Source organism: Virgibacillus ihumii (genome assembly GCF_902726655.1).
GTDB lineage: Bacteria > Bacillota > Bacilli > Bacillales > Amphibacillaceae > Lentibacillus > Lentibacillus ihumii.
Genome location: NZ_CACVAN010000001.1, coordinates 2788659 through 2808271 on the forward strand (window position 1 = coordinate 2788659; position 19613 = coordinate 2808271).

19 protein-coding genes are annotated in these 19613 nt (G+C 42.2%); all 19 read left to right on the forward strand.

All coding sequences use genetic code 11. The annotated features are described in order from the left end of the window. Positions 1 to 128 precede the first annotated feature (128 nt). The 19 genes from metG (at position 129) to spoVT (ending at position 19566) form a co-directional block, all read left to right on the forward strand. On the forward strand, positions 129 to 2090 hold the full coding sequence (gene metG, locus HUX68_RS13515; protein WP_174615329.1) for a methionine--tRNA ligase: 1962 nt from the start codon (positions 129 to 131) through the stop codon (positions 2088 to 2090). Positions 2091 to 2152: 62 nt separating this feature from the next. Further along, the gene (locus HUX68_RS13520) at positions 2153 to 2920 is read left to right on the forward strand and encodes a TatD family hydrolase (RefSeq protein ID WP_174615330.1); all 768 of its coding nucleotides are present in this window, start codon (positions 2153 to 2155) and stop codon (positions 2918 to 2920) included. 249 nt (positions 2921 to 3169) lie between these two features. Next, positions 3170 to 4456, forward strand: a complete 1287-nt coding sequence (locus HUX68_RS13525; RefSeq protein WP_174615331.1) for a resuscitation-promoting factor — start codon at positions 3170 to 3172, stop codon at positions 4454 to 4456. A 151-nt stretch (positions 4457 to 4607) separates the two neighbouring features. Next, positions 4608 to 5177 (forward strand): ribonuclease M5, encoded by a 570-nt coding sequence (rnmV, locus tag HUX68_RS13530; protein ID WP_174615332.1) that lies wholly within the window; start codon positions 4608 to 4610, stop codon positions 5175 to 5177. Then, positions 5167 to 6048, forward strand: a complete 882-nt coding sequence (rsmA, locus tag HUX68_RS13535) for a 16S rRNA (adenine(1518)-N(6)/adenine(1519)-N(6))-dimethyltransferase RsmA (protein WP_281355750.1) — start codon at positions 5167 to 5169, stop codon at positions 6046 to 6048. The genes rnmV and rsmA overlap by 11 nt, the downstream gene beginning before the upstream one ends. 385 nt (positions 6049 to 6433) lie before the next feature. Then, positions 6434 to 7312 carry a sporulation peptidase YabG gene (yabG, locus tag HUX68_RS13540; protein ID WP_174615333.1) on the forward strand — a complete coding sequence of 293 codons (879 nt, stop codon included), beginning with the start codon at positions 6434 to 6436 and terminating at the stop codon, positions 7310 to 7312. 182 nt (positions 7313 to 7494) lie between these two features. Then, a complete protein-coding gene (gene veg / locus HUX68_RS13545; RefSeq protein WP_174615334.1) occupies positions 7495 to 7752 on the forward strand; it encodes a biofilm formation stimulator Veg in 258 nt (85 codons plus the stop codon). Positions 7753 to 7945: 193 nt separating this feature from the next. Continuing rightward, positions 7946 to 8122, forward strand: a complete 177-nt coding sequence (locus tag HUX68_RS13550) for a small, acid-soluble spore protein, alpha/beta type (protein WP_174615335.1) — start codon at positions 7946 to 7948, stop codon at positions 8120 to 8122. 152 nt (positions 8123 to 8274) lie between these two features. After that, positions 8275 to 9132 (forward strand): 4-(cytidine 5'-diphospho)-2-C-methyl-D-erythritol kinase, encoded by an 858-nt coding sequence (gene ispE / locus HUX68_RS13555; protein WP_174615336.1) that lies wholly within the window; start codon positions 8275 to 8277, stop codon positions 9130 to 9132. A 64-nt stretch (positions 9133 to 9196) separates the two neighbouring features. Then, positions 9197 to 10009, forward strand: a complete 813-nt coding sequence (purR, locus tag HUX68_RS13560) for a pur operon repressor (RefSeq protein WP_174615337.1) — start codon at positions 9197 to 9199, stop codon at positions 10007 to 10009. 130 nt (positions 10010 to 10139) lie between these two features. Beyond that, complete coding sequence (spoVG, locus tag HUX68_RS13565; protein ID WP_174615338.1) at positions 10140 to 10430, forward strand: septation regulator SpoVG; 291 nt, start codon at positions 10140 to 10142, stop codon at positions 10428 to 10430. Positions 10431 to 10618: 188 nt separating this feature from the next. Then, positions 10619 to 10918, forward strand: coding sequence for a hypothetical protein (locus HUX68_RS13570; RefSeq protein ID WP_174615339.1), 300 nt, complete (start codon positions 10619 to 10621; stop codon positions 10916 to 10918). A gap of 96 nt (positions 10919 to 11014) precedes the next feature. Next, positions 11015 to 12388 carry a bifunctional UDP-N-acetylglucosamine diphosphorylase/glucosamine-1-phosphate N-acetyltransferase GlmU gene (glmU, locus tag HUX68_RS13575; RefSeq protein ID WP_174615340.1) on the forward strand — a complete coding sequence of 458 codons (1374 nt, stop codon included), beginning with the start codon at positions 11015 to 11017 and terminating at the stop codon, positions 12386 to 12388. A 23-nt stretch (positions 12389 to 12411) separates the two neighbouring features. Beyond that, a complete protein-coding gene (locus tag HUX68_RS13580) occupies positions 12412 to 13365 on the forward strand; it encodes a ribose-phosphate diphosphokinase (protein ID WP_174615341.1) in 954 nt (317 codons plus the stop codon). A gap of 256 nt (positions 13366 to 13621) precedes the next feature. After that, positions 13622 to 14266, forward strand: a complete 645-nt coding sequence (locus HUX68_RS13585) for a 50S ribosomal protein L25/general stress protein Ctc (RefSeq protein ID WP_174615342.1) — start codon at positions 13622 to 13624, stop codon at positions 14264 to 14266. A 133-nt stretch (positions 14267 to 14399) separates the two neighbouring features. Then, complete coding sequence (gene pth / locus HUX68_RS13590; protein ID WP_174615343.1) at positions 14400 to 14966, forward strand: aminoacyl-tRNA hydrolase; 567 nt, start codon at positions 14400 to 14402, stop codon at positions 14964 to 14966. 73 nt (positions 14967 to 15039) lie between these two features. Continuing rightward, positions 15040 to 15270, forward strand: a complete 231-nt coding sequence (gene fin / locus HUX68_RS13595) for an anti-sigma-F factor Fin (protein ID WP_174615344.1) — start codon at positions 15040 to 15042, stop codon at positions 15268 to 15270. 103 nt (positions 15271 to 15373) lie between these two features. Beyond that, positions 15374 to 18895 (forward strand): transcription-repair coupling factor, encoded by a 3522-nt coding sequence (gene mfd / locus HUX68_RS13600; RefSeq protein ID WP_174615345.1) that lies wholly within the window; start codon positions 15374 to 15376, stop codon positions 18893 to 18895. 134 nt (positions 18896 to 19029) lie between these two features. After that, the gene (spoVT, locus tag HUX68_RS13605) at positions 19030 to 19566 is read left to right on the forward strand and encodes a stage V sporulation protein T (protein ID WP_174615346.1); all 537 of its coding nucleotides are present in this window, start codon (positions 19030 to 19032) and stop codon (positions 19564 to 19566) included. Positions 19567 to 19613: the final 47 nt, after the last annotated feature.

Consider the following 19613-nt stretch of genomic DNA (forward strand, 5'->3'; position numbering starts at 1 on the left):
AATATTGTGGGGTTAGCAGATAAGGTAATCAGGAAATACTGTGAATTATGAAACGGTGGTTATCCGTTAATGGAAATCTTGTGATAAAATCGCTACAATGGAAATAGTGATTGAGGGAGGTAATGGTAATGCCAAAAGAGAAAAATACGTTTTATATAACAACACCAATCTATTATCCAAGCGGCAATTTACACATTGGCCACGCATATTCCACGGTCGCCGGTGATGCGATTGCCCGATATAAACGTTTGCGTGGGTATGATGTGATGTATTTGACCGGAACGGATGAACATGGTCAAAAAATTCAGCGTAAAGCACACGAAAAAGGGATGGAGCCACAGAAATATGTCGATGAAATTGTCAGTGGTATCCAGGATTTATGGAAAAAATTAAAAATAACAAATGATGACTTTATCCGCACAACCGAAGATCGTCATAAGCGAATTGTCGAAAAGATATTTGATCAGCTTGTTAAACAGGGTGATATTTATCTGGATGAGTATGAAGGATGGTACTGTACATCATGTGAGTCCTTCTTTACGGAACGGCAGCTGGATGATGGTCATTGTCCGGATTGTGGCGGACCGGTTGAGAAAGTAAAAGAGGAATCCTATTTCTTTAAAATGAGCAAGTATGTCGACCGTCTTGTCGAATTTTATGAAGCTAATCCGGAATTCATTCAGCCGGAAAGCCGTAAAAATGAAATGCTGAATAACTTTATCAGACCGGGCCTGGAGGATTTGGCGGTATCACGGACTACGTTTGACTGGGGCATTAAAGTGCCTGGTGATCCAAAACATGTTATTTACGTTTGGATTGATGCCTTGACAAATTATATCACAGCACTTGGCTATGGAACGGATCATGATGAACTGTATCAGAAGTTTTGGCCGGCAGATGTGCATCTGATGAGTAAGGAAATTGTCCGTTTCCATACCATTTACTGGCCGATTATCCTAATGGCACTTGATTTGCCGCTGCCGAAAAAAGTGTTTGCGCATGGGTGGATTTTGATGAAGGATGGCAAAATGTCCAAATCGAAAGGAAATGTTGTCGATCCTATTCAACTGACAGATCGATATGGCCTTGATGCATTGCGCTATTACCTGCTCCGTGAAGTTCCGTTCGGGTCGGACGGGGTATTTACACCTGAAGGCTTTGTGGAGCGTACTAATTATGACCTGGCAAACGATCTTGGCAACCTGCTTAACCGGACCGTTGCCATGATCAATAAGTACTTTGATGGAAAAATTCCTGCGTATATCGCTTCCGAAACGGAATTTGAGGCGTCACTCGAGTCCTTGCAGGAAGAAACGGTGGATAAAGTGGAAGATTCGATGGATAACATGCAGTTCTCGGTCGCGCTTTCCTCATTGTGGAAGATGATCAGCAGGACGAATAAATATATTGATGAAACAGAGCCTTGGATTCTGGCAAAAGATGACGCGAATAAAGAGCGGCTTGGGAATGTGATGGCTCATTTGGCGGAATCATTACGAAAGACTGCGATTATGCTGCAGCCGTTTTTGACCGAATCACCTGCCGAGATTTTCAAACAACTCGGCGTTACTGATGAGCAATTGCAGGATTGGGAATCAATTCGCGACAATGGTCGAATTGAAGCAGGGACTCATGTTGCAAAAGGTGAGCCGCTATTCCCGCGTCTTGATGTGGAAAAAGAAGTCGAAACGATTAAGGCAATGATGACAAAGCCTGAACCGGAAAAGAAAAAACCTGCTGCTAAAAAAGCGCCGGAACAAAAGGAAGAAGTTACTTTCGATGAATTTATGAAAGTAGATATGCGTGTTGCCGAAGTCGTCAAAGCGGAATCTGTGAAAAAAGCAGATAAATTATTAAAGCTTCAGCTTGATGTCGGCATGGACAAACGGCAGGTAGTATCAGGTATTGCTGAATATTATCAGCCGGATGACCTTGTTGGGAAAAAGGTCATTTGTGTTACCAACCTGAAACCCGTTAAACTGCGTGGCGAAAAATCTGAAGGAATGATACTTTGCGGTGAGGATGAAATTGGGAACTTAACCCTTGCATCTGTTGAGCAATCCTTGCCAAATGGTTCGGTAGTAAAATAAAGAGAAATAAGGTCACCCTCATACGAGGTGCTGGCCTTTTTCTGTACGATAGGAGCGATTGTATGTTAGTTGATACACATGTACATTTGAACGCGAGACAGTTTTTTGAAGATCGGGATGAGACGATCCAACGTGCATTTGATGCTGGTGTAAAGTATATGGTGGTTGTCGGATTTGACCGGGAGACGATTCCGCTGGCAATTGAAATAGCCGAACAGTACGAAACAATCTATGCTGCGGTTGGCTGGCATCCGGTTGATGCAATAGATATGACCCAGGAAGATCTTGACTGGATTGAGGAACTGTCAGCACACCAAAAGGTGGTTGCCATCGGTGAGATGGGGCTTGATTATCATTGGGATAAATCACCAAAAGAAATTCAAAAAGAGGTGTTCCGCAAACAGATTAACCTGGCCAAAAAAGTGAAGATGCCAATCATCATTCACAACCGTGAAGCAACAGAAGACATTATTGAAGTCATGCAGGAGGAAAATGCAGAGGAAGTCGGTGGAATCATGCATTGCTATAATGATGCACCGGATTATATACAGGCATGCCTTGATATGAATTTTTATATTTCATTAGGCGGTCCGGTAACGTTTAAAAATGCCACCCTGCCAAAAGAAGTGGCTGTGCAGGTGCCAAAGGATCGGCTGCTGGTGGAGACGGATGCGCCGTTCCTGGCACCTCATCCAAACCGCGGGAAACGAAATGAGCCAGCATATGTAAAACTCGTTGCCGAAAAGGTCGCTGAACTCCGGGAAACATCTTTCGAAGAACTCAGTAAAATTACGACAGAAAACGCTTTTCAATTGTTTCATTTTGAGTAAAAATCGGGTATTTTGTCATAATTTTTGATAACAAAAACAAGCTTAAATATAGGACATTTTTAGGGGATCGGAACATTTTCCGGTCTCTTTTTTATGTCTGTAAAACCAGTGGTGACAGGCGTTCTACAGGTTGTGTCATACGATGGTTATCTTGTGTAATTTAATTGTAAACAAACCGTAAACGGATTTTCGTTGCAATCACATAGATTTGTTATATATAATCATAGTCGCGTAAAGGAGGCAAAGAGCATGAATTTTATTTCAAAGCTATTGCCGGCGTCGAAATTAAAGCTGATCATATCTTGTATTGGTGTTATGGCGCTGGTTGTTTTTTCTGGTATTATCCTGTTTGAAGCAACGAAAGCTGAAGTAGCCGTTACGGAAAATGGAGAAAAACAAACAGTCCAGACTCACGCAAACACAGTAAAAGAACTTCTTACAGAATTAAACATAGCAGTGGGAGAGCATGACTCGCTTTCACACCAGGTCAGCACAGCTATTACAGATGGAATGCACATTACATACAAGAAAGCCAACAAAGTGATTGTTACGGTCGACGGGAATGAGCAGGTTTATTACACAACAAAAGATACGATTGGCGAATTTCTGAAAGCTAATGGAATGGATGTTTCGAAGCGTGATGAAACTTCCCATAAGGCATCGGAGCCAATCAGAAATGGTCTGACCCTTACAATCAATAAAGCATTTAAGGTCGCAGTTCATAACGGCGGTAAAAAAGAAAAGTTGTGGTTCACCGGTGGAACAGTTAATGAACTGCTGAAACAGAATGATATTTCGCTGGGAAAGCTGGATAAAGTAAAGCCAGCTAAAAAAGAAAAGGTAACAAAGGATACACCGATCAAAATTATACGGGTCAAAAAGGACACAAAAACAGTTAAAGAAAAAATTGCTTACGGAACGGAAGAACAGGAAGACAGTAATCTTGAAAAAGGCAAAAAGCGGGTCATTGCAGAAGGCTCAGAAGGTCTTGTTGTGAAAAAATACGAAATCACTAAAGAAAACGGTGAAGTGGTTAATCGTGAACTTATTGATAAACAAGTGAAACGTGAGAGTGAAGAACGTATTGTGGCCTTTGGCACGAAGGAAGAGCAGGATCTTGTAACATTGTCCAGTTCAAGCTCCAATAACAGTTCCGGCAGTAGTTCTGAGACAAATGACAGTTCCAGTTCAAACAGCAATTCCGGCAATGATACGGAGACTGAGTCTGCAAATAATGACAGCAGTGCCCGTGTATTATACATGAATGCCAGCGCGTATACAGCTGATTGTTCAGGATGTTCCGGTTTTACTGCAACTGGAATTAATTTAAATGCAAACCCTCATAAGAAGGTTGTTGCCGTAGATCCGAGTGTCATCCCTTTAGGCACCAGGGTGTGGGTTGAAGGATATGGATATGCAGTAGCAGGCGATACTGGAGGACACATTGTTGGAAATCGCATTGATCTTCATTTTGCGTCCAGGTCTGATGCATTAGCATTTGGAAGAAGAACGGTAAAAGTAAAGATTCTTGATTAATATATGATACAATGCTCTTATCAAAATAAAGTGGTAAGAGCATTATTTTTTGCAGATATGTAATAAAAATATACTCCATACTATATAGTGCAACCACGTATTCACCAAGACTGGCAATAGCCAAGTTTTCAAATGAAAAGAGGACACATTATTGAAAATAAAGGAAATCATAGTTGTGGAAGGCCGTGACGATACCGCAAAAATCCGTCAGGCGGTCGATGCTGATACAATTGAGACGAATGGCTCGGCGGTAAATGAGCCAATTCTAAAACAAATAGAGCATGCCAAGAACAAACGGGGTGTCATTATTTTTACCGATCCGGATTACCCCGGAGAACGCATTCGTCATATTGTTGATCAGGCGGTACCCGGCTGCAAGCATGCATTTATAAAACGGGAAGATGCACGTGCAAAACATCCCGCCGCCAGCAGTCTTGGAATTGAACATGCTTCTGCGGCGACCATTCGGAGAGCGTTGGGGGATGTATATGAACTGACGGATAATGAACCCAGCGAGATAACGAAACAGGATCTTATTTCCCATGGGTTAATCGGGAGTTCAAAGGCAAGTTCAAGGAGAGGCCGTCTTGGTGAATTATTGCAAATCGGTCATACGAATGGGAAACAGTTGCTGAAACGCTTAACGATGTTTCAGATTTCAAAGAAGCAATTTGAACATACGGCAGCCCAGGTACTCCAGGAGGAAAATGATGACAATTAAAAGAATCGCGACACCGAAACGGACCAGTGAAATTTTAAATAAATATGGTTTTCATTTTAAAAAGAGTCTCGGTCAAAATTTTTTAATCGATGTTAATATACTTGAAAATATTATGAATCAGGTTGGGATCGACAAGCAGGCTGCGGCAATCGAAATCGGACCCGGTATTGGCGCACTGACTGAACAGTTGGCAATCCATGCTGACAAAGTGCTGGCTTTTGAAATTGATCAGCGTTTGCTGCCTATTCTTGAGGAAACGCTGCAGAATTATGAAAATGTTCAGGTGCTGCATCAGGATATTCTGGAAGCGGATGTCAGGCAGGCAATCGATACATACTTTGACCAGGGTCAGCCGGTTCATATCATCGCAAACTTACCATACTACATTACAACGCCAATTTTAATGAAATTACTCCGGGAAAATCTGCCTGTTGCAAGCATTACCATTATGATTCAAAAAGAGGTTGCTGAGCGGATGGCTGCGGTGCCAAATAATAAAAGCTACGGCTCTCTTTCCATCGCTGTCCAGTATTATACACATGCGGAAGTCATTATGAGTGTGCCGAAAAGTGTGTTTATGCCACCGCCGAAAGTTGATTCGAGTGTATTACAGTTGATGTTGCGGGATACCCCGCCTGTAAACGTGGAAAATGAGGAATTCTTCTTTGATGTGGTGCAGGCCAGTTTTGCCCAGCGCAGAAAAACATTGCGAAATAATTTAACGCGGCATTTTAAGGAATCACTTGAACGGGAAAAAATAGTCCAGCTGCTTGAAGCGGCAGGCATTGATGGTACACGTCGCGGTGAATCATTAAACATGCAGGAGTTCGCGGATCTTGCCAATACCTTTTATTTGGAATTGAAAAAATAAGCTATTGCACATCGTGCGATGGCTTTTTTATATAGGCTGATTGTGATTGCTATAACACCGATCCGGCAATACACTCCGCTTTCCGGGGGCGGCTGTTGAGCCTCTTCGTGCTGACGCACTACGAGTCTCAACTAGGCCTCAGCTCCCCCGGGAGTCTCCGTGTATTGCCTCCGCTAATTTTATGTTTATGAACCATAGACTGGATAGAAAACATTCCAGCGGTTATGTCATAGCTTAGTTGATCTACAGGTTAAGCGGCAACTAAAATTATAAAAAGAGCCTTTATTTTTAATTACTTGAACATAAAACCAGGCACAGTAATGGGCAGTGCTTCATAGTCTATATAGGAACAGGTTCACTTGAACGATGGCTGTGAGGTGGCTTTATGGATTTTACAACAGGAGAATTTGTAACACGTATATCATACAGGCATGATTTGTTATTCCGGATTGCATCGGTTACAAATGAAACCGCAACATTGCACGGAGAGGATATTCGTCTGGCAGCTGATGCCCCACTGGATGATCTGACACATGTTGAAGACAGGGATCTGGCAAAACGAAAGCGGAAGGGCAAAGAACAGGAAGAATCCTCCTACCGGCTATTTCGACAGGATTACCAGTTAATGCGGGAAAAGCGCGAGTATCAGGCAAGTAATGGGTATCAGAGTAATGTAAGTTATTTCCAGCTTCCTGCAAAAGTACTCCATATTGACGGTGATCCCTCTTATTTAAGAAAGTGTATTGAGCTGTATAACCGATTGGGATTGCAGGTTCATGGGGTCCATGTCCGTGAAAAGGAAATGCCGTTTGAAATTGCAGGTTTAATGGAGCGTATACAGCCCGACATCATTGTGATTACAGGTCATGACGCTTTTTCAAGTAATAAAGGCGGGAAAGGAGATCTTCGTGCTTATCGGCATTCCAAATATTTTGCAGAGACGGTTCGTACGGCGCGGCAAATAAACGCCAGTCTTGATCAATTGATTATCTTTGCCGGAGCTTGCCAGTCCCATTTTGAATCCCTGATTAGGGCGGGAGCAAATTTTGCAAGTTCTCCATCCCGTATTAATATACATGCGCTGGATCCTGTTTATATAACGGCCAAAATCGCTTATACCCCTTTTATGGATAAGGTTGGTGTATGGGATGCACTGCGAAATACGCTTACCGGTGAAAGAGGTCTTGGTGGAGTGGAAACGAGAGGACTTTTGCGGACCGGCATGCCTTACACGGCCGATAATGAAACAGAAGAAAATAGCTGATGTGTGGAACATCAGCTATTATTTTCCTGAACCATACATAATTTGTTAAGAATTTGAAATAATAGTGGAGAAATGTGATTTTTGTTGTTGACATTAAAAAAGCTATACTGGTATAATATAAAGTTTTATTTGACTTACTAAACAAGCTTATGGTATTATAATAACTAGTGAGGTGGAGTATAGTGGCAAAAACATTAGTCGAAATTAAGCAAGGTCTTGAGTGTCAGCTAGGCAAGCGTTTAAAGCTTAAAGCCAATGGTGGCAGAAGGAAAACAATTGAACGTTGCGGCATTTTAGCAGAAACATATCCATCTGTTTTCATTGTTGAATTGGATCAGGACGAGAATGCATTCGAACGTGTTTCATACAGCTATGCAGACGTCTTAACAGAGACAGTTCAAATCAGCTTTCAGGATGGAGCGTTAATGGTTGAGCAGTAAACTCAGGTTTGCTGCTTTTGTCTATAATGAATAAAATCCCCCCTGCGTTATTCAGTTTATCTTCATTTACGGAAAATATGTCCTTCACTTTCAATAAATAATTTCCTGTTTTGTATAGATCTAACTGGTGTATGCTCTGGTTATCTACATAAACTATACTTGTCGTATCCTTAACAGAAGGGGGAGCTCTTTCATGGGAAGACGTGGCGGAATGATGTCAGACCAGATGAAAGAAGAAATAGCCAAGGAGTTAGGTTTTTACGACACAGTGCAGGAAGAAGGCTGGGGCGGCATTAAAGCGAGAGATGCCGGTAACATGGTGAAACGGGCAATCGAGATAGCTGAACAGAACATGAATGGCAGACCCTAACTGGGTTTGCCGTTTTTTTTTTGGTGTGCGAAGTTCGAATGAAACTACTGCATCCTTTAACCTGAATCTAATCATCCGTACTTCACTGGACAGTCGCCTTCACATTTCTTATGTGATACAATTTGTGTACATATTTAAAGTGGGTGACGGAGATGATTGTATTTGAACGGGCGCCAGCTAAGATCAATTTGTCGTTGGATGTCCTCGGTAAGCGTGATGACGGGTTCCATGAGGTGGAAATGATTTCAACTTCTATTGATCTGGCCGATCGTATTGAACTGATGTCGTCAGTTGATAATGTGATTCATGTTGCCGCGGATAATCAATATGTGCCAAATGATGAGCGTAATCTAGCTTATAAAGCTGCCCTCGCTTTCAAAAATAAATATCAGATCGATAAAGGCGTCCAGATTAAAATAACGAAAAACATACCTGTTTCTGCCGGATTAGGTGGGGGAAGCAGTGATGCGGCTGCTGTTTTACGAGGACTGAATAAACTCTGGTCGGTCGGTGCTGGTAAGCATGAACTGGCTCTGATCGGTTCCGGGATCGGGTCCGATGTACCTTTTTGTGTTTACGGAACAACGGCAATTGGCACCGGTCACGGGGAAAAAATTCGTGAATTACCTGCACCTCCACCATTTTTAGTGATTTTGGCCAAACCGAATATAGGCATCTCAACCAGACATATCTTTCCAAAAGTAAACATGAAAGAAATTATGCACCCAGATACAAGTGAGGTCATTGCAGCACTCGAGGGAAAGGATTTTTCGAAACTTGCCACTGCCGCAGGAAATGCGTTGGAACGCGTAACATTTTCATTATTTCCGAGTGTGGAACAAATTAAGGAGAAGATGGTTAAGGCGGGAGCAGACGGGGTGCTCATGAGCGGATCCGGGCCAACCATGGTGGGACTTGTTCAGCAATACAGCAAGGCAAAACGCATCTATAACGGCCTTAGGGGATTTTGTGATGAAGTTTTTGTCGTACAATTACTTGATCGCCGTTAACATTTGCTAAATACGTATAATGATGATATATTTAAACTAATCATTCGGATTTAGAGGTGCAGATATGAAAAGAAGCGACCGCTTAGTTTCGTTGACTAATTATTTTTTCGAAAACCCAAAACAACATACGTCATTACCGTTTTTTTCTGAAAGGTATCAGGCTGCAAAATCATCCATTAGCGAGGATTTGGGAATAGTGGATCGTGTTTTGCAAGAGGAAGGTATCGGATATTTGCAGACATCTGCAGGTGCAGCAGGCGGCGTTAAGTATATTCCGTATCTTTCAGAAGAAAATAGTACTGAATTTATTCATGAACTTTGTAAGACCTTGGAGGATCCGGCGCGTATTCTTCCCGGGGGTTATTTATATATGAGTGATATACTCGGTAACCCAAAAATGGTGAAGCAGATTGGACGGGTTCTTGCTTCGACATTTTCGGAATTGGATATCGATGTTGTAGTTACTGTTGCTACAAAAGGTATTCCACTTGCATATTCCGTGGCGGCGGTTCTTAACGTGCCGGTAGTGATTGTACGGCGGGATCCAAAGGTAACAGAAGGGTCGTCTGTCAGTATAAATTATGTCTCCGGTTCATCCCGAAAAATACAAACGATGGTGCTTCCGAAGCGCAGTCTGCGGGAGAATGCCAATGTTTGTATTATTGATGATTTTATGAAAGCCGGTGGAACCATTAATGGCATGACAAGTCTGCTTGATGAATTTGATGCAAATGTGAAAGCAATCGGTGTTCTGGCGGAAGCAGATGATGAAGAAGATGAACGAGTTGTGGAGAAATACACATCACTTGTGAAAATTACCAATGTGGATATAAAACAGAATAATATTGAGGTTATTCCGGGAAAATCGAACGGATAACAGCGTAAAAATCTTTCTTGCACCAGAAAGATTTTTATTTTTTTATATTTTTTTTAAAAATCAGCAGGAATTTTCATAGTTTTGTTGAATATTTGTAATAAGTTCAAAAGGGAAAAGGTGGTGAATCATCATGGAAGTAACTGACGTAAGATTGCGCCGCGTAAACACAGAAGGTAGAATGCGAGCTATCGCATCAATTACTCTTGATCAGGAGTTTGTTGTCCATGATATCCGCGTTATCGATGGGAATAATGGACTGTTTGTGGCTATGCCTTCCAAACGTACTCCTGACGGTGAATTCCGGGATATTGCACATCCAATCAATTCGAATACACGTGCAAAAATCCAGGATGCTGTTTTAGAAGAATATCATCGTGCCGGCGAAACAGAGGTACAATATGAAGAAGCTGGTGCTTCGTGAACCGCACGAATACAAGAGGTCTAATCTGTAATGGATTAGCCTTCTTTTTTTATTCCGGGCCTTAACGGCAAGGACACGAACGCCAGTCGCCCGGAACGGAACATTCGCACGAGCGAAACATCAATCGCACGAGCGAAACATCAACCGAACGAGCGAAACATCGACCGCACGAGCAAAACATCAACCGCATGAGCAGAACATCGACCGTACGAGCAAAACATCGACCGCACGAGCGAAACATCAACGGCACAGTCAAAACATCAACCGTACGAGCAAAACATCAACCGTATGGGCGAAACATCGACCGCACGAGCAGAACATCAACCGCACGAACGAAACATCAACCGTACAGGCAGAACATCGACCGAACGAGCGAGACATCAACGGCACAGTCAAAACATCAACCGTACGAAGCAAAACATCAACCGCACAATCCAAACATCAATCGCGATTCTATTCATGTGCCACTTACTATCAAAACAAATTGAACATCCCGCAATCCTCGCTTCCTCTGTTGTTTCCTATTGAAATCATTGGCCATTTGAGATATATTCATATTGGATAAAAGAATGGAGGATTATTTCATGGCAAATCGATATGCAATCATTCTTGCAGCCGGACAAGGGACCCGAATGAAGTCAAAATTATATAAAGTACTTCATCCTGTGATGGGCCGTCCGATGGTACAGCATGTGATCGATCAGCTGAAGCAGGCACAACTGGATGAGATGGTAACAATTGTGGGTCATGGTGCTGAGAAAGTGGCTGAGCATATTGGTGATCAGAGCAGGCTTGTTGTCCAGGAGGAACAGCTTGGTACAGGTCATGCTGCGATGCAGGCAGAAGATGTGCTGGAGGATAAAGACGGTACAACGATTGTCGTATGCGGTGATACACCATTAATTACGAGTGATACATTTCAGGCGCTTTTTGATCATCATGAACAGGAAAATGCAAAAGCGACAATTTTAACTGCAAAAGCTCCCACTCCTGCAGGCTATGGCAGGGTTATTCGTAATGAAAAGAATGAAGTGGAGCGGATTGTTGAGCATAAAGATGCAAGTGAACAGGAACGTCAGATTGACGAAATAAACACGGGTACATATTGTTTTGATAACAAAACCTTATTTCAGGCATTAAAACAGGTTTCGAATGACAATGTACAGGGTGAGTATTATCTTCCGGACGTCATTGAAATTGCCAAAAAAGCAAATCAAAAAGTCAGCGCATTCATGACAGCGGATTTTGAGGAAACATTGGGAGTCAATGATCGTGTCGCGTTAGCACAAGCGGAAAAATCGATGAAAAAACGGATTAATGAAAAACATATGCGGAACGGTGTTACCATAATTGATCCGGATCAAACCTACATTGGTCCTGATGTGAAAATGGAACAGGATGTAATTATCCATCCCGGTTCCATTATTGACGGACAATCCGTTATCAAATCGGAGGCTGAAATTGGCCCACATAGTGAAATTCATAACTGTTCTGTTGGAGAAAACTCACTGGTGAAACAAAGTGTTGCCACTGACAGCACAATTGGAAATCGGGTAAAAATCGGTCCTTATGCACATATTCGTCCGGAGGCTGCTATTGGTAATGAAGCCAAGATTGGAAACTTTGTTGAAGTGAAGAAGGCAGACATTGGAGATGGAAGTAAGGTTTCCCATTTAAGTTATATCGGTGACGCAGATGTAGGAAATAATGTTAATATAGGTTGTGGAACAATTACCGTCAATTATGATGGTAAAAATAAAGCTTTAACAACCATTGAAGATGATGCTTTTATTGGATGCAATTCCAATTTAATTGCTCCGGTAACGGTAGGAAAGGGCTCGTACGTTGCTGCCGGTTCCACCATAACGAAGCATGTGCCTGAGGATTCGTTGTCAGTTGCGCGTGCCAGACAGACGAATAAAGAAGGATACGCATCAAAGATCAAAGACAGAAAATAAATTCAAACGGAGGGTTATATGTCATGGCGTCTGGATATAAAGATCCATATTTGAAAGTATTGTCATTGAATTCGAACCGGAAATTGGCAGAGGATATTGCCAATCATATTGGGACAACGTTGGGCGAGTGTACGGTGTCTGCATTCAGTGATGGGGAAATACAGATTAACATCGAAGAAAGTGTGCGCGGCTGTGATGTGTATGTTGTTCAGTCCACATGCTCTCCAGTGAACACCCACATTATGGAACTGTTGATTATGATTGACGCACTGAAGCGTGCCTCGGCACGGTCCATTAATATTGTGATGCCATATTATGGGTATGCCCGACAGGATCGTAAAGCTCGTTCAAGAGAACCGATTACATCGAAGCTGATGGCGGATTTACTGGAGACTGCTGGTGCTAACCGTGTGATTACACTCGATTTGCATGCCCCGCAAATTCAAGGATTCTTTGACGTTCCGATTGATCACTTGCAAGGTGTGCCGATTTTATCAGATTATTTTGAGGCAAAAAACATTGAAGATCCGGTAATTGTATCACCGGATCACGGTGGTGTAACACGGGCACGTAAAATGGCTGATCGTCTGAAAGCACCGATTGGTATCATTGATAAACGCCGCCCGCGCCCAAATGTTGCTGAAGTAATGAACATCGTTGGTAATATTGAAGGAAAAACGGCAATCCTGATTGATGACATTATTGATACTGCGGGTACAATTACTCTGGCCGCCAATGCACTCGTTGAAAATGGCGCCAAGGAAGTTTATGCCTGCTGTACACATCCTGTATTGTCCGGACCGGCAATCGACCGTATCAATGATTCGAAAATAAAAGAGCTGATTATTACGAATTCCATTCCGCTTCCGGAAGAAAAGCAAAGTGAAAAGATTAAGACCCTGTCCGTGGCACCATTGATCGGCGAAGCAATTACCCGCGTTCATGAGCTGAAGTCTGTAAGTATTTTGTTTGATTAAGGATATTTGTATTGTTTATAGTTCGTTGTTTTTTATATTAACTGCGAGTTTCACGTATACCAAAAGAGAAAACAAAATGTAACGGGGTGCGAGGCAAGAAAATATTATATAAAATGTTTAAACGCACTAAAATGCGGGTAGAAGATAGTGATATTTTATAAAAAGACTATTTTATGTTTTAATAGTAAAAGATGAAAGGTAATTGCCATGTAAGCTTGGGTTAAACCAAGTTTTTCAATAATGGAGGGTGATAAAGATGGCAGTAAAATTAAATGCAGCACTTCGGGATGATCAAACGAAGTCTGCAACAAAACAGATTAGAGAAAGTGGACATGTTCCATCTGTAGTATACGGAAAGGAAAAAGAAACAAAGTCAATTTCCGTTAACAGCCTGGAATTGGTTAAAACAGTTCGCGATGAAGGCCGAAATGCAATCATTTCCCTAGATGTCGAGAATGATAAACCGGTTGATGTTATGCTGCATGATTATCAAATGGATCCATTAAAAGATGAATTAATTCATGCTGACTTTTATATCGTTGACATGTCTGAAGAAATGGATGTTGAAGTGCCGCTTAATGTGACCGGCGAGGCACCGGGTGCAAAAGAAGGCGGCGTTCTGCAGCAGCCAATGTATGAGTTGCAGGTACGTGCTAAACCGGCAGACATTCCGGAAGAGATTACCGTTGACGTATCAGAGCTTCAGATTGGTGATACCATTTCGATTTCAGATTTGCCTAAAGGAAGCAAGTATGAATTCCTTGAAGATGTTGATACGACCATCGTAACTGTTGTTCCACCGGATACGCTGGACGCTGAAGATGAAGAAGAAACAGACGAGAACGCTGAACCGGAACTGGTTGATGCTGAAGACAAGTCAGATGACGAAGAAGAAAAATAATAAGGTTTCAACAGCCCTCCTGCTATTAGGGGGGCATTACTTTATAACGTTGGATAATAATACATTGGCACGCTATAAAACGAGATGAACGCGAGTTTTTCCAAAAAATGTAATACAAAAAGGAAGAAAAGGAATGAAATGTATCGTTGGTTTGGGAAACCCTGGACGCAAGTTTAAGAAAACACGACATAATATCGGCTTTATGGTTATTGATGAGCTGGCGGAGCGTCATAATTGGAAACTAAAAACGGACAAGTTTAATGGAAAATCAGTAGTCGAACATATTCACGGTGACAAGGTTGCATTGCTGAAGCCCCAGACATACATGAACTTGTCGGGCCAGTCAATCAGGCCATTAATGGATTTTTATCAAATAGATCCAACCGAAATTCTTGTTATTTATGATGATATGGATCTTCCGACAGGGAAAATAAGGCTGCGTCAAAAGGGCGGTCATGGAGGACATAATGGGGTACGCTCCACGATTGAACATGTTGGTTCCAAAGAATTTAAACGATTGCGAATAGGAATTGGACGCCCCGACTCACGAATGCCTATTATCGACTATGTGATCGGTAATTTTTCAAAAGAACAGCAGCAGGATGCATCCGACAGTATACAAACAGCAGCAGATGCTTGTGAAGCTTGGATGGAAAAGCCGTTCAATCAGGTGATGAACGAATTTAATATGCAGCAATGACATACAGTATAAAAAGCATCTTTTCGGATAAACTTTATGATGAGACCCCGTGTTTATTCGAGGAGGTTTTGGTATGGCTATTGTGTATACATGCAAACACTGCGGGAAAGTAATCGGAAAGTTGGATCAGCATGCAGTTGATTCGACGATGCTTGGGTTGGATCAGTTATCCAGCGAGGATAAACAGGAAATGATTCATTATCAGCGCAATGGTGACATTCATATACAGGCAATCTGTGAAAACTGTGAAGATACGCTTGACCGTAATCCGCAGTATCATGAGCTTGATTTTTTTATACAATAAAATATGCAAAGAAGCTTTGGTTAATCAGAGTTGTAACGATGCTTACGGGTGTTTATGCTGATCAATTGGCCAAGGCATTTTTGCACGTAAGCAGGTGGGGGAAATGAAGGGTATACATGATTTTTTACAGTCAAAAGAAGATATCGAATCAATAATTGATGGCATTTCCGGCGGATTGAATGAACAAATGGTTGCCGGGCTATCCGGTTCTGCGAGAAGTTTACTGGTTTCTGTACTGAATGAATCGGTCAAAAAACCCATATTGCTCGTAACACATCAGCTGGCACAGGCACAGCAGCTATATGATGATTTGGTGGAATTGGCAGGTGAGGAAGATGTTCATTTATATCCTGTTAATGAACTGATTGCATCCGAAATAGCGATTGCCAGTCCTGAGCTGAAAAGTCAGCGGATTGAAGCACTGACGGCATGGTCACAGAAGAAAAGAGGTATTCTGATAGCCCCTGTTGCTGCTTTGAAGCGGATTTTGCCGCCGACAAACTACTGGAGTAACTATCAATTGGATTTCAGATATGGTGAAGAAATTCATCTGGAAGACTATTTGGCGTCTTTAGTTGATATGGGCTATGAACGGACAGAAATGGTCTCTGCTCCTGGTGAATTCAGCAGGAGAGGCGGAATCATTGATATATATCCGGTAACGGAGACACATCCGGTACGTATTGAGTTGTTTGGTGAAGAAATTGACTCTATACGTTTTTTTGACGTGGAGTCACAACGTTCCCTGGATAAGCAGACAGAAGTTACTGTTGGACCTGCTGATGAACTTCTTTTAACTGAAGAAGATTTGGTGTCAGCTGCCCAGCGGATTGAAGAAGCATTGGGCGCATCGCTTAAAAAGCTGAAAAGCAATGAGGCGAAAGAGGCATTGGTTGACGTAATCGGGCAGGATATCGAACGGATGAAAAATCTTGAGCATTTTCAGGAGATGTACAAATATATCGGGTTTCTTTATGAACATCCTGCCAGTTTGCTAGACTATCTTCCAGAAGATGGGCTAGTTGTCATGGATGAAATGAGCAGAGTACACGAAACTGCCTTGAATTTGGATACGGAAGAAGCAGAGTGGTACAGCAACTTGCTGGAGACAAATAAAATGGTCCGGAACAGCTGGTTTTCGTTCAATTGGAATGAAGTACAAGAGAATATGCAGCAGCAGCGGTTGTATATGTCTGTCTTTCTTAGACATATACCGAATACACAGCCACAAAATATTGTGAATTTATCGGCAAGAGCAATGCAAGAGTTCCATGGACAGATGAACTTGTTTAAAAATGAACTGAACCGCTGGGAAAAAGGTGACTTTTCCGTAATCATACTTGCACCAAATGAAAAGCGAGCAGAAAAAATTCATTCTATCTTTTTGGACTATGATATTGAGTCCGTTGTGATGAAGGATCCTGAATTTCCTGCTTCGATGCCGGTTATAACGGCTGGAAATCTCAGTTCAGGGATCGAATTTCCGATGCATAAACTGGTTATCATTACAGAGAATGAGCTTTTCAAAAGTAAAACGAAGCGGCCGCGGAAAAAGCAAAAACTATCGAACGCTGAACGGATAAAAAATTATCAGGAGCTGAAAGTCGGCGACTATGTCGTTCATGCCAGCCACGGAATTGGTAAGTACCTGGGGATTGAGACACTGGAAGTCAATGGTCTGCATAAAGATTACATGTTGATTAAATATTCCGGTGATGATAAATTATTTGTCCCGATTGATCAGATTGACCTTGTCCAAAAGTTTGTCGGGTCAGAAGGCAAAGAACCGAAGCTGTATAAATTGGGCGGCAGTGAATGGACAAAGGTTAAACGCAAGGTACAGTCATCTGTTGAGGATATTGCCGATGACCTGATTAAACTGTATGCCGAACGGGAAGCCCGAAAAGGATATGCGTTTTCGGAGGATACCGAAATGCAGCGGGAATTTGAAGCTGCCTTTCCATACCAGGAAACAGAAGATCAATTGCGCTGTATTGAGGAAATCAAGCATGACATGGAGCGACAACGTCCGATGGATCGTCTGCTTTGCGGGGATGTTGGTTACGGGAAAACAGAAGTAGCCATACGTGCGGCGTTTAAGGCCGTTGCAGATGGTAAACAGGTGGCAATTCTGGTTCCGACTACTATTTTGGGTCAGCAGCATTATGAGACAATTCGCGAACGATTCCAGGATCATGCTGTTAATATTGGCCTGTTAAGTAGGTTCCGGACGAGAAAACAGCAGAAAGAAACAATTGAAGGTCTGAAAAAAGGTCTGGTTGATATCGTTATCGGGACACACCGGATTCTGTCCAAAGATGTGCAATATCGTGATTTGGGACTTTTGATTGTTGATGAGGAGCAGCGGTTTGGTGTAAAACACAAGGAAAAAATCAAGCAGCTGAAATCAAATGTTGATGTGCTTACACTTACCGCAACACCAATTCCGCGTACTCTCCATATGTCGATGCTTGGTGTTCGTGATTTGTCTGTCATTGAAACACCACCGGAAAACCGGTTTCCGATTCAAACATATGTAATGGATTACAATCCGATTTTTATGCGGGATGCGATTGAACGTGAAATGGCAAGAGGCGGCCAGGTATTTTTCCTGCATAATAGAGTGGAGAACATTGATAAGGCTGCCCGTGATTTAGGAATGCTTGTCGATGCACGGATAGCCGTGGCACATGGTCAAATGAATGAAACGGAGCTTGAAAATGTCATTTTTGCCTTTCTGGAAGGTGAGTTCGATGTTCTGGTAAGTACGACTATTATTGAAACAGGTGTTGATATTCCGAATGTAAATACGCTGATTGTCAATAATGCGGACCGGATGGGTCTAAGCCAGCTTTATCAGCTGCGTGGCCGTGTCGGGCGCTCTAACCGGGTTGCATACGCATATTTTACGTATCAGCGTGATAAGGTATTGACTGAAATTGCCGAGAAGCGCCTGGAAGCGATCAAGCAATTTACCGAGCTTGGTTCTGGATTCAAGATTGCCATGCGTGATTTATCCATCCGCGGCGCCGGAAATTTATTGGGTGCACAACAGCATGGTTTTATTGATTCCGTTGGTTTCGATATGTATTCACAAATGCTTAAGGATGCGATCGAAGCCCGGAAACACGGCAAAGAACTTGATGATATCAAGCCGTTTGAGCCGGAGTTAACTCTATCACTTGATGCATATCTGCCGGATACGTATATACAGGACGAGAAACAAAAGATTGATATGTATAAGCAGTTCCAGACCGTTGCCTCAGATGATGATGTGGAAGATTTGCAGGATGAATTGATTGACCGGTTTGGAGACTATCCGAGTGAGGTCGGGAATTTATTTATCGTTTCTTCGTTAAAACGTCATGCAAAAGAACAGCGGGTGGAGAGCATTCATGAAAAAAACAAAAAATTGGAGCTGCTTGTCGATGAAGGCAGGAGTCAGCAAATAGACGGTTCAAAGTTGTTTGAGCTTGCCAACTCCTTTGGCAGAGGATTTCAGCTTGGCACAGAAGGGAATAAACTGAAGGTAGTTTTTAAATGGACGCCGAATACAAAGCGTCAGCGTTACAATATTTTGGAAGAGTTTTTGGGTCAGATGGATCAAATAAACAGGGTTGAATAGAAAAATATGCTGTAATGTGTGTATAGTTATTCCCGGATGAATCATACTAAAGACCACAACTGGTGATTTTTGCACACGCAGGAATAAAGTGCATTTCACCAGATAGTCATCAGAGAAAGTGAGGCAACTTACAAATGAAGGCAACAGGAATTGTGCGTCGAATTGATGATTTGGGAAGGGTAGTAATTCCAAAAGAAATCAGACGAACCTTACGAATCCGCGAAGGTGATCCTTTGGAAATATTCGTTGACCGGGAAGGGGAAGTCATTTTAAAAAAATATTCGCCAATCAATGAACTCGGCAATTTCGCGAAGGAATATGCTGAGGCGTTGTTTGACTCCCTCCAGTTCCCGGTCCTTATTTGCGACAGGGATGAAATTATCGCTGTAGCAGGCGAATCAAAAAAAGATTACTTAAGTAAAAGTATTGGACAACAGCCTGAGAAAACGATGCAGGACAGGCTCCCGGTCTTTGAAACAGACAAGGCAACCATGGAATTGATTCAAAGCAAGGAAGACGAACTTGATTCGTATTGTATTAGTCCAATAATTGCAAATGGTGACGCAATAGGTTGTGTCATGATATTTTCAAAAGACGGGAAAAAGCTCAGTAATGTCGAGCAAAAAGCTGTTGAAACAGCATCAGGCTTTTTAGCCAAACAAATGGAATAGAAAATATACTTATTGCGAAAGCCGGTTGATTAAAACCGGTTTTTTTG

Coding starts and splice junctions, on each gene's coding strand:
- ispE (WP_174615336.1), top strand. CDS start 8,275: ATGATTGTATTTGAACGGGCGCCAGCTAAGATCAATTTGTCGTTGGAT.
- rsmA (WP_281355750.1), top strand. CDS start 5,167: ATGACAATTAAAAGAATCGCGACACCGAAACGGACCAGTGAAATTTTA.
- mfd (WP_174615345.1), top strand. CDS start 15,374: ATGAAGGGTATACATGATTTTTTACAGTCAAAAGAAGATATCGAATCA.
- purR (WP_174615337.1), top strand. CDS start 9,197: ATGAAAAGAAGCGACCGCTTAGTTTCGTTGACTAATTATTTTTTCGAA.
- fin (WP_174615344.1), top strand. CDS start 15,040: ATGGCTATTGTGTATACATGCAAACACTGCGGGAAAGTAATCGGAAAG.
- HUX68_RS13520 (WP_174615330.1), top strand. CDS start 2,153: ATGTTAGTTGATACACATGTACATTTGAACGCGAGACAGTTTTTTGAA.
- spoVT (WP_174615346.1), top strand. CDS start 19,030: ATGAAGGCAACAGGAATTGTGCGTCGAATTGATGATTTGGGAAGGGTA.
- HUX68_RS13570 (WP_174615339.1), top strand. CDS start 10,619: ATGAGCAGAACATCGACCGTACGAGCAAAACATCGACCGCACGAGCGA.
- spoVG (WP_174615338.1), top strand. CDS start 10,140: ATGGAAGTAACTGACGTAAGATTGCGCCGCGTAAACACAGAAGGTAGA.
- glmU (WP_174615340.1), top strand. CDS start 11,015: ATGGCAAATCGATATGCAATCATTCTTGCAGCCGGACAAGGGACCCGA.
- HUX68_RS13585 (WP_174615342.1), top strand. CDS start 13,622: ATGGCAGTAAAATTAAATGCAGCACTTCGGGATGATCAAACGAAGTCT.
- yabG (WP_174615333.1), top strand. CDS start 6,434: ATGGATTTTACAACAGGAGAATTTGTAACACGTATATCATACAGGCAT.
- HUX68_RS13550 (WP_174615335.1), top strand. CDS start 7,946: ATGGGAAGACGTGGCGGAATGATGTCAGACCAGATGAAAGAAGAAATA.
- pth (WP_174615343.1), top strand. CDS start 14,400: ATGAAATGTATCGTTGGTTTGGGAAACCCTGGACGCAAGTTTAAGAAA.
- HUX68_RS13525 (WP_174615331.1), top strand. CDS start 3,170: ATGAATTTTATTTCAAAGCTATTGCCGGCGTCGAAATTAAAGCTGATC.
- metG (WP_174615329.1), top strand. CDS start 129: ATGCCAAAAGAGAAAAATACGTTTTATATAACAACACCAATCTATTAT.
- HUX68_RS13580 (WP_174615341.1), top strand. CDS start 12,412: ATGGCGTCTGGATATAAAGATCCATATTTGAAAGTATTGTCATTGAAT.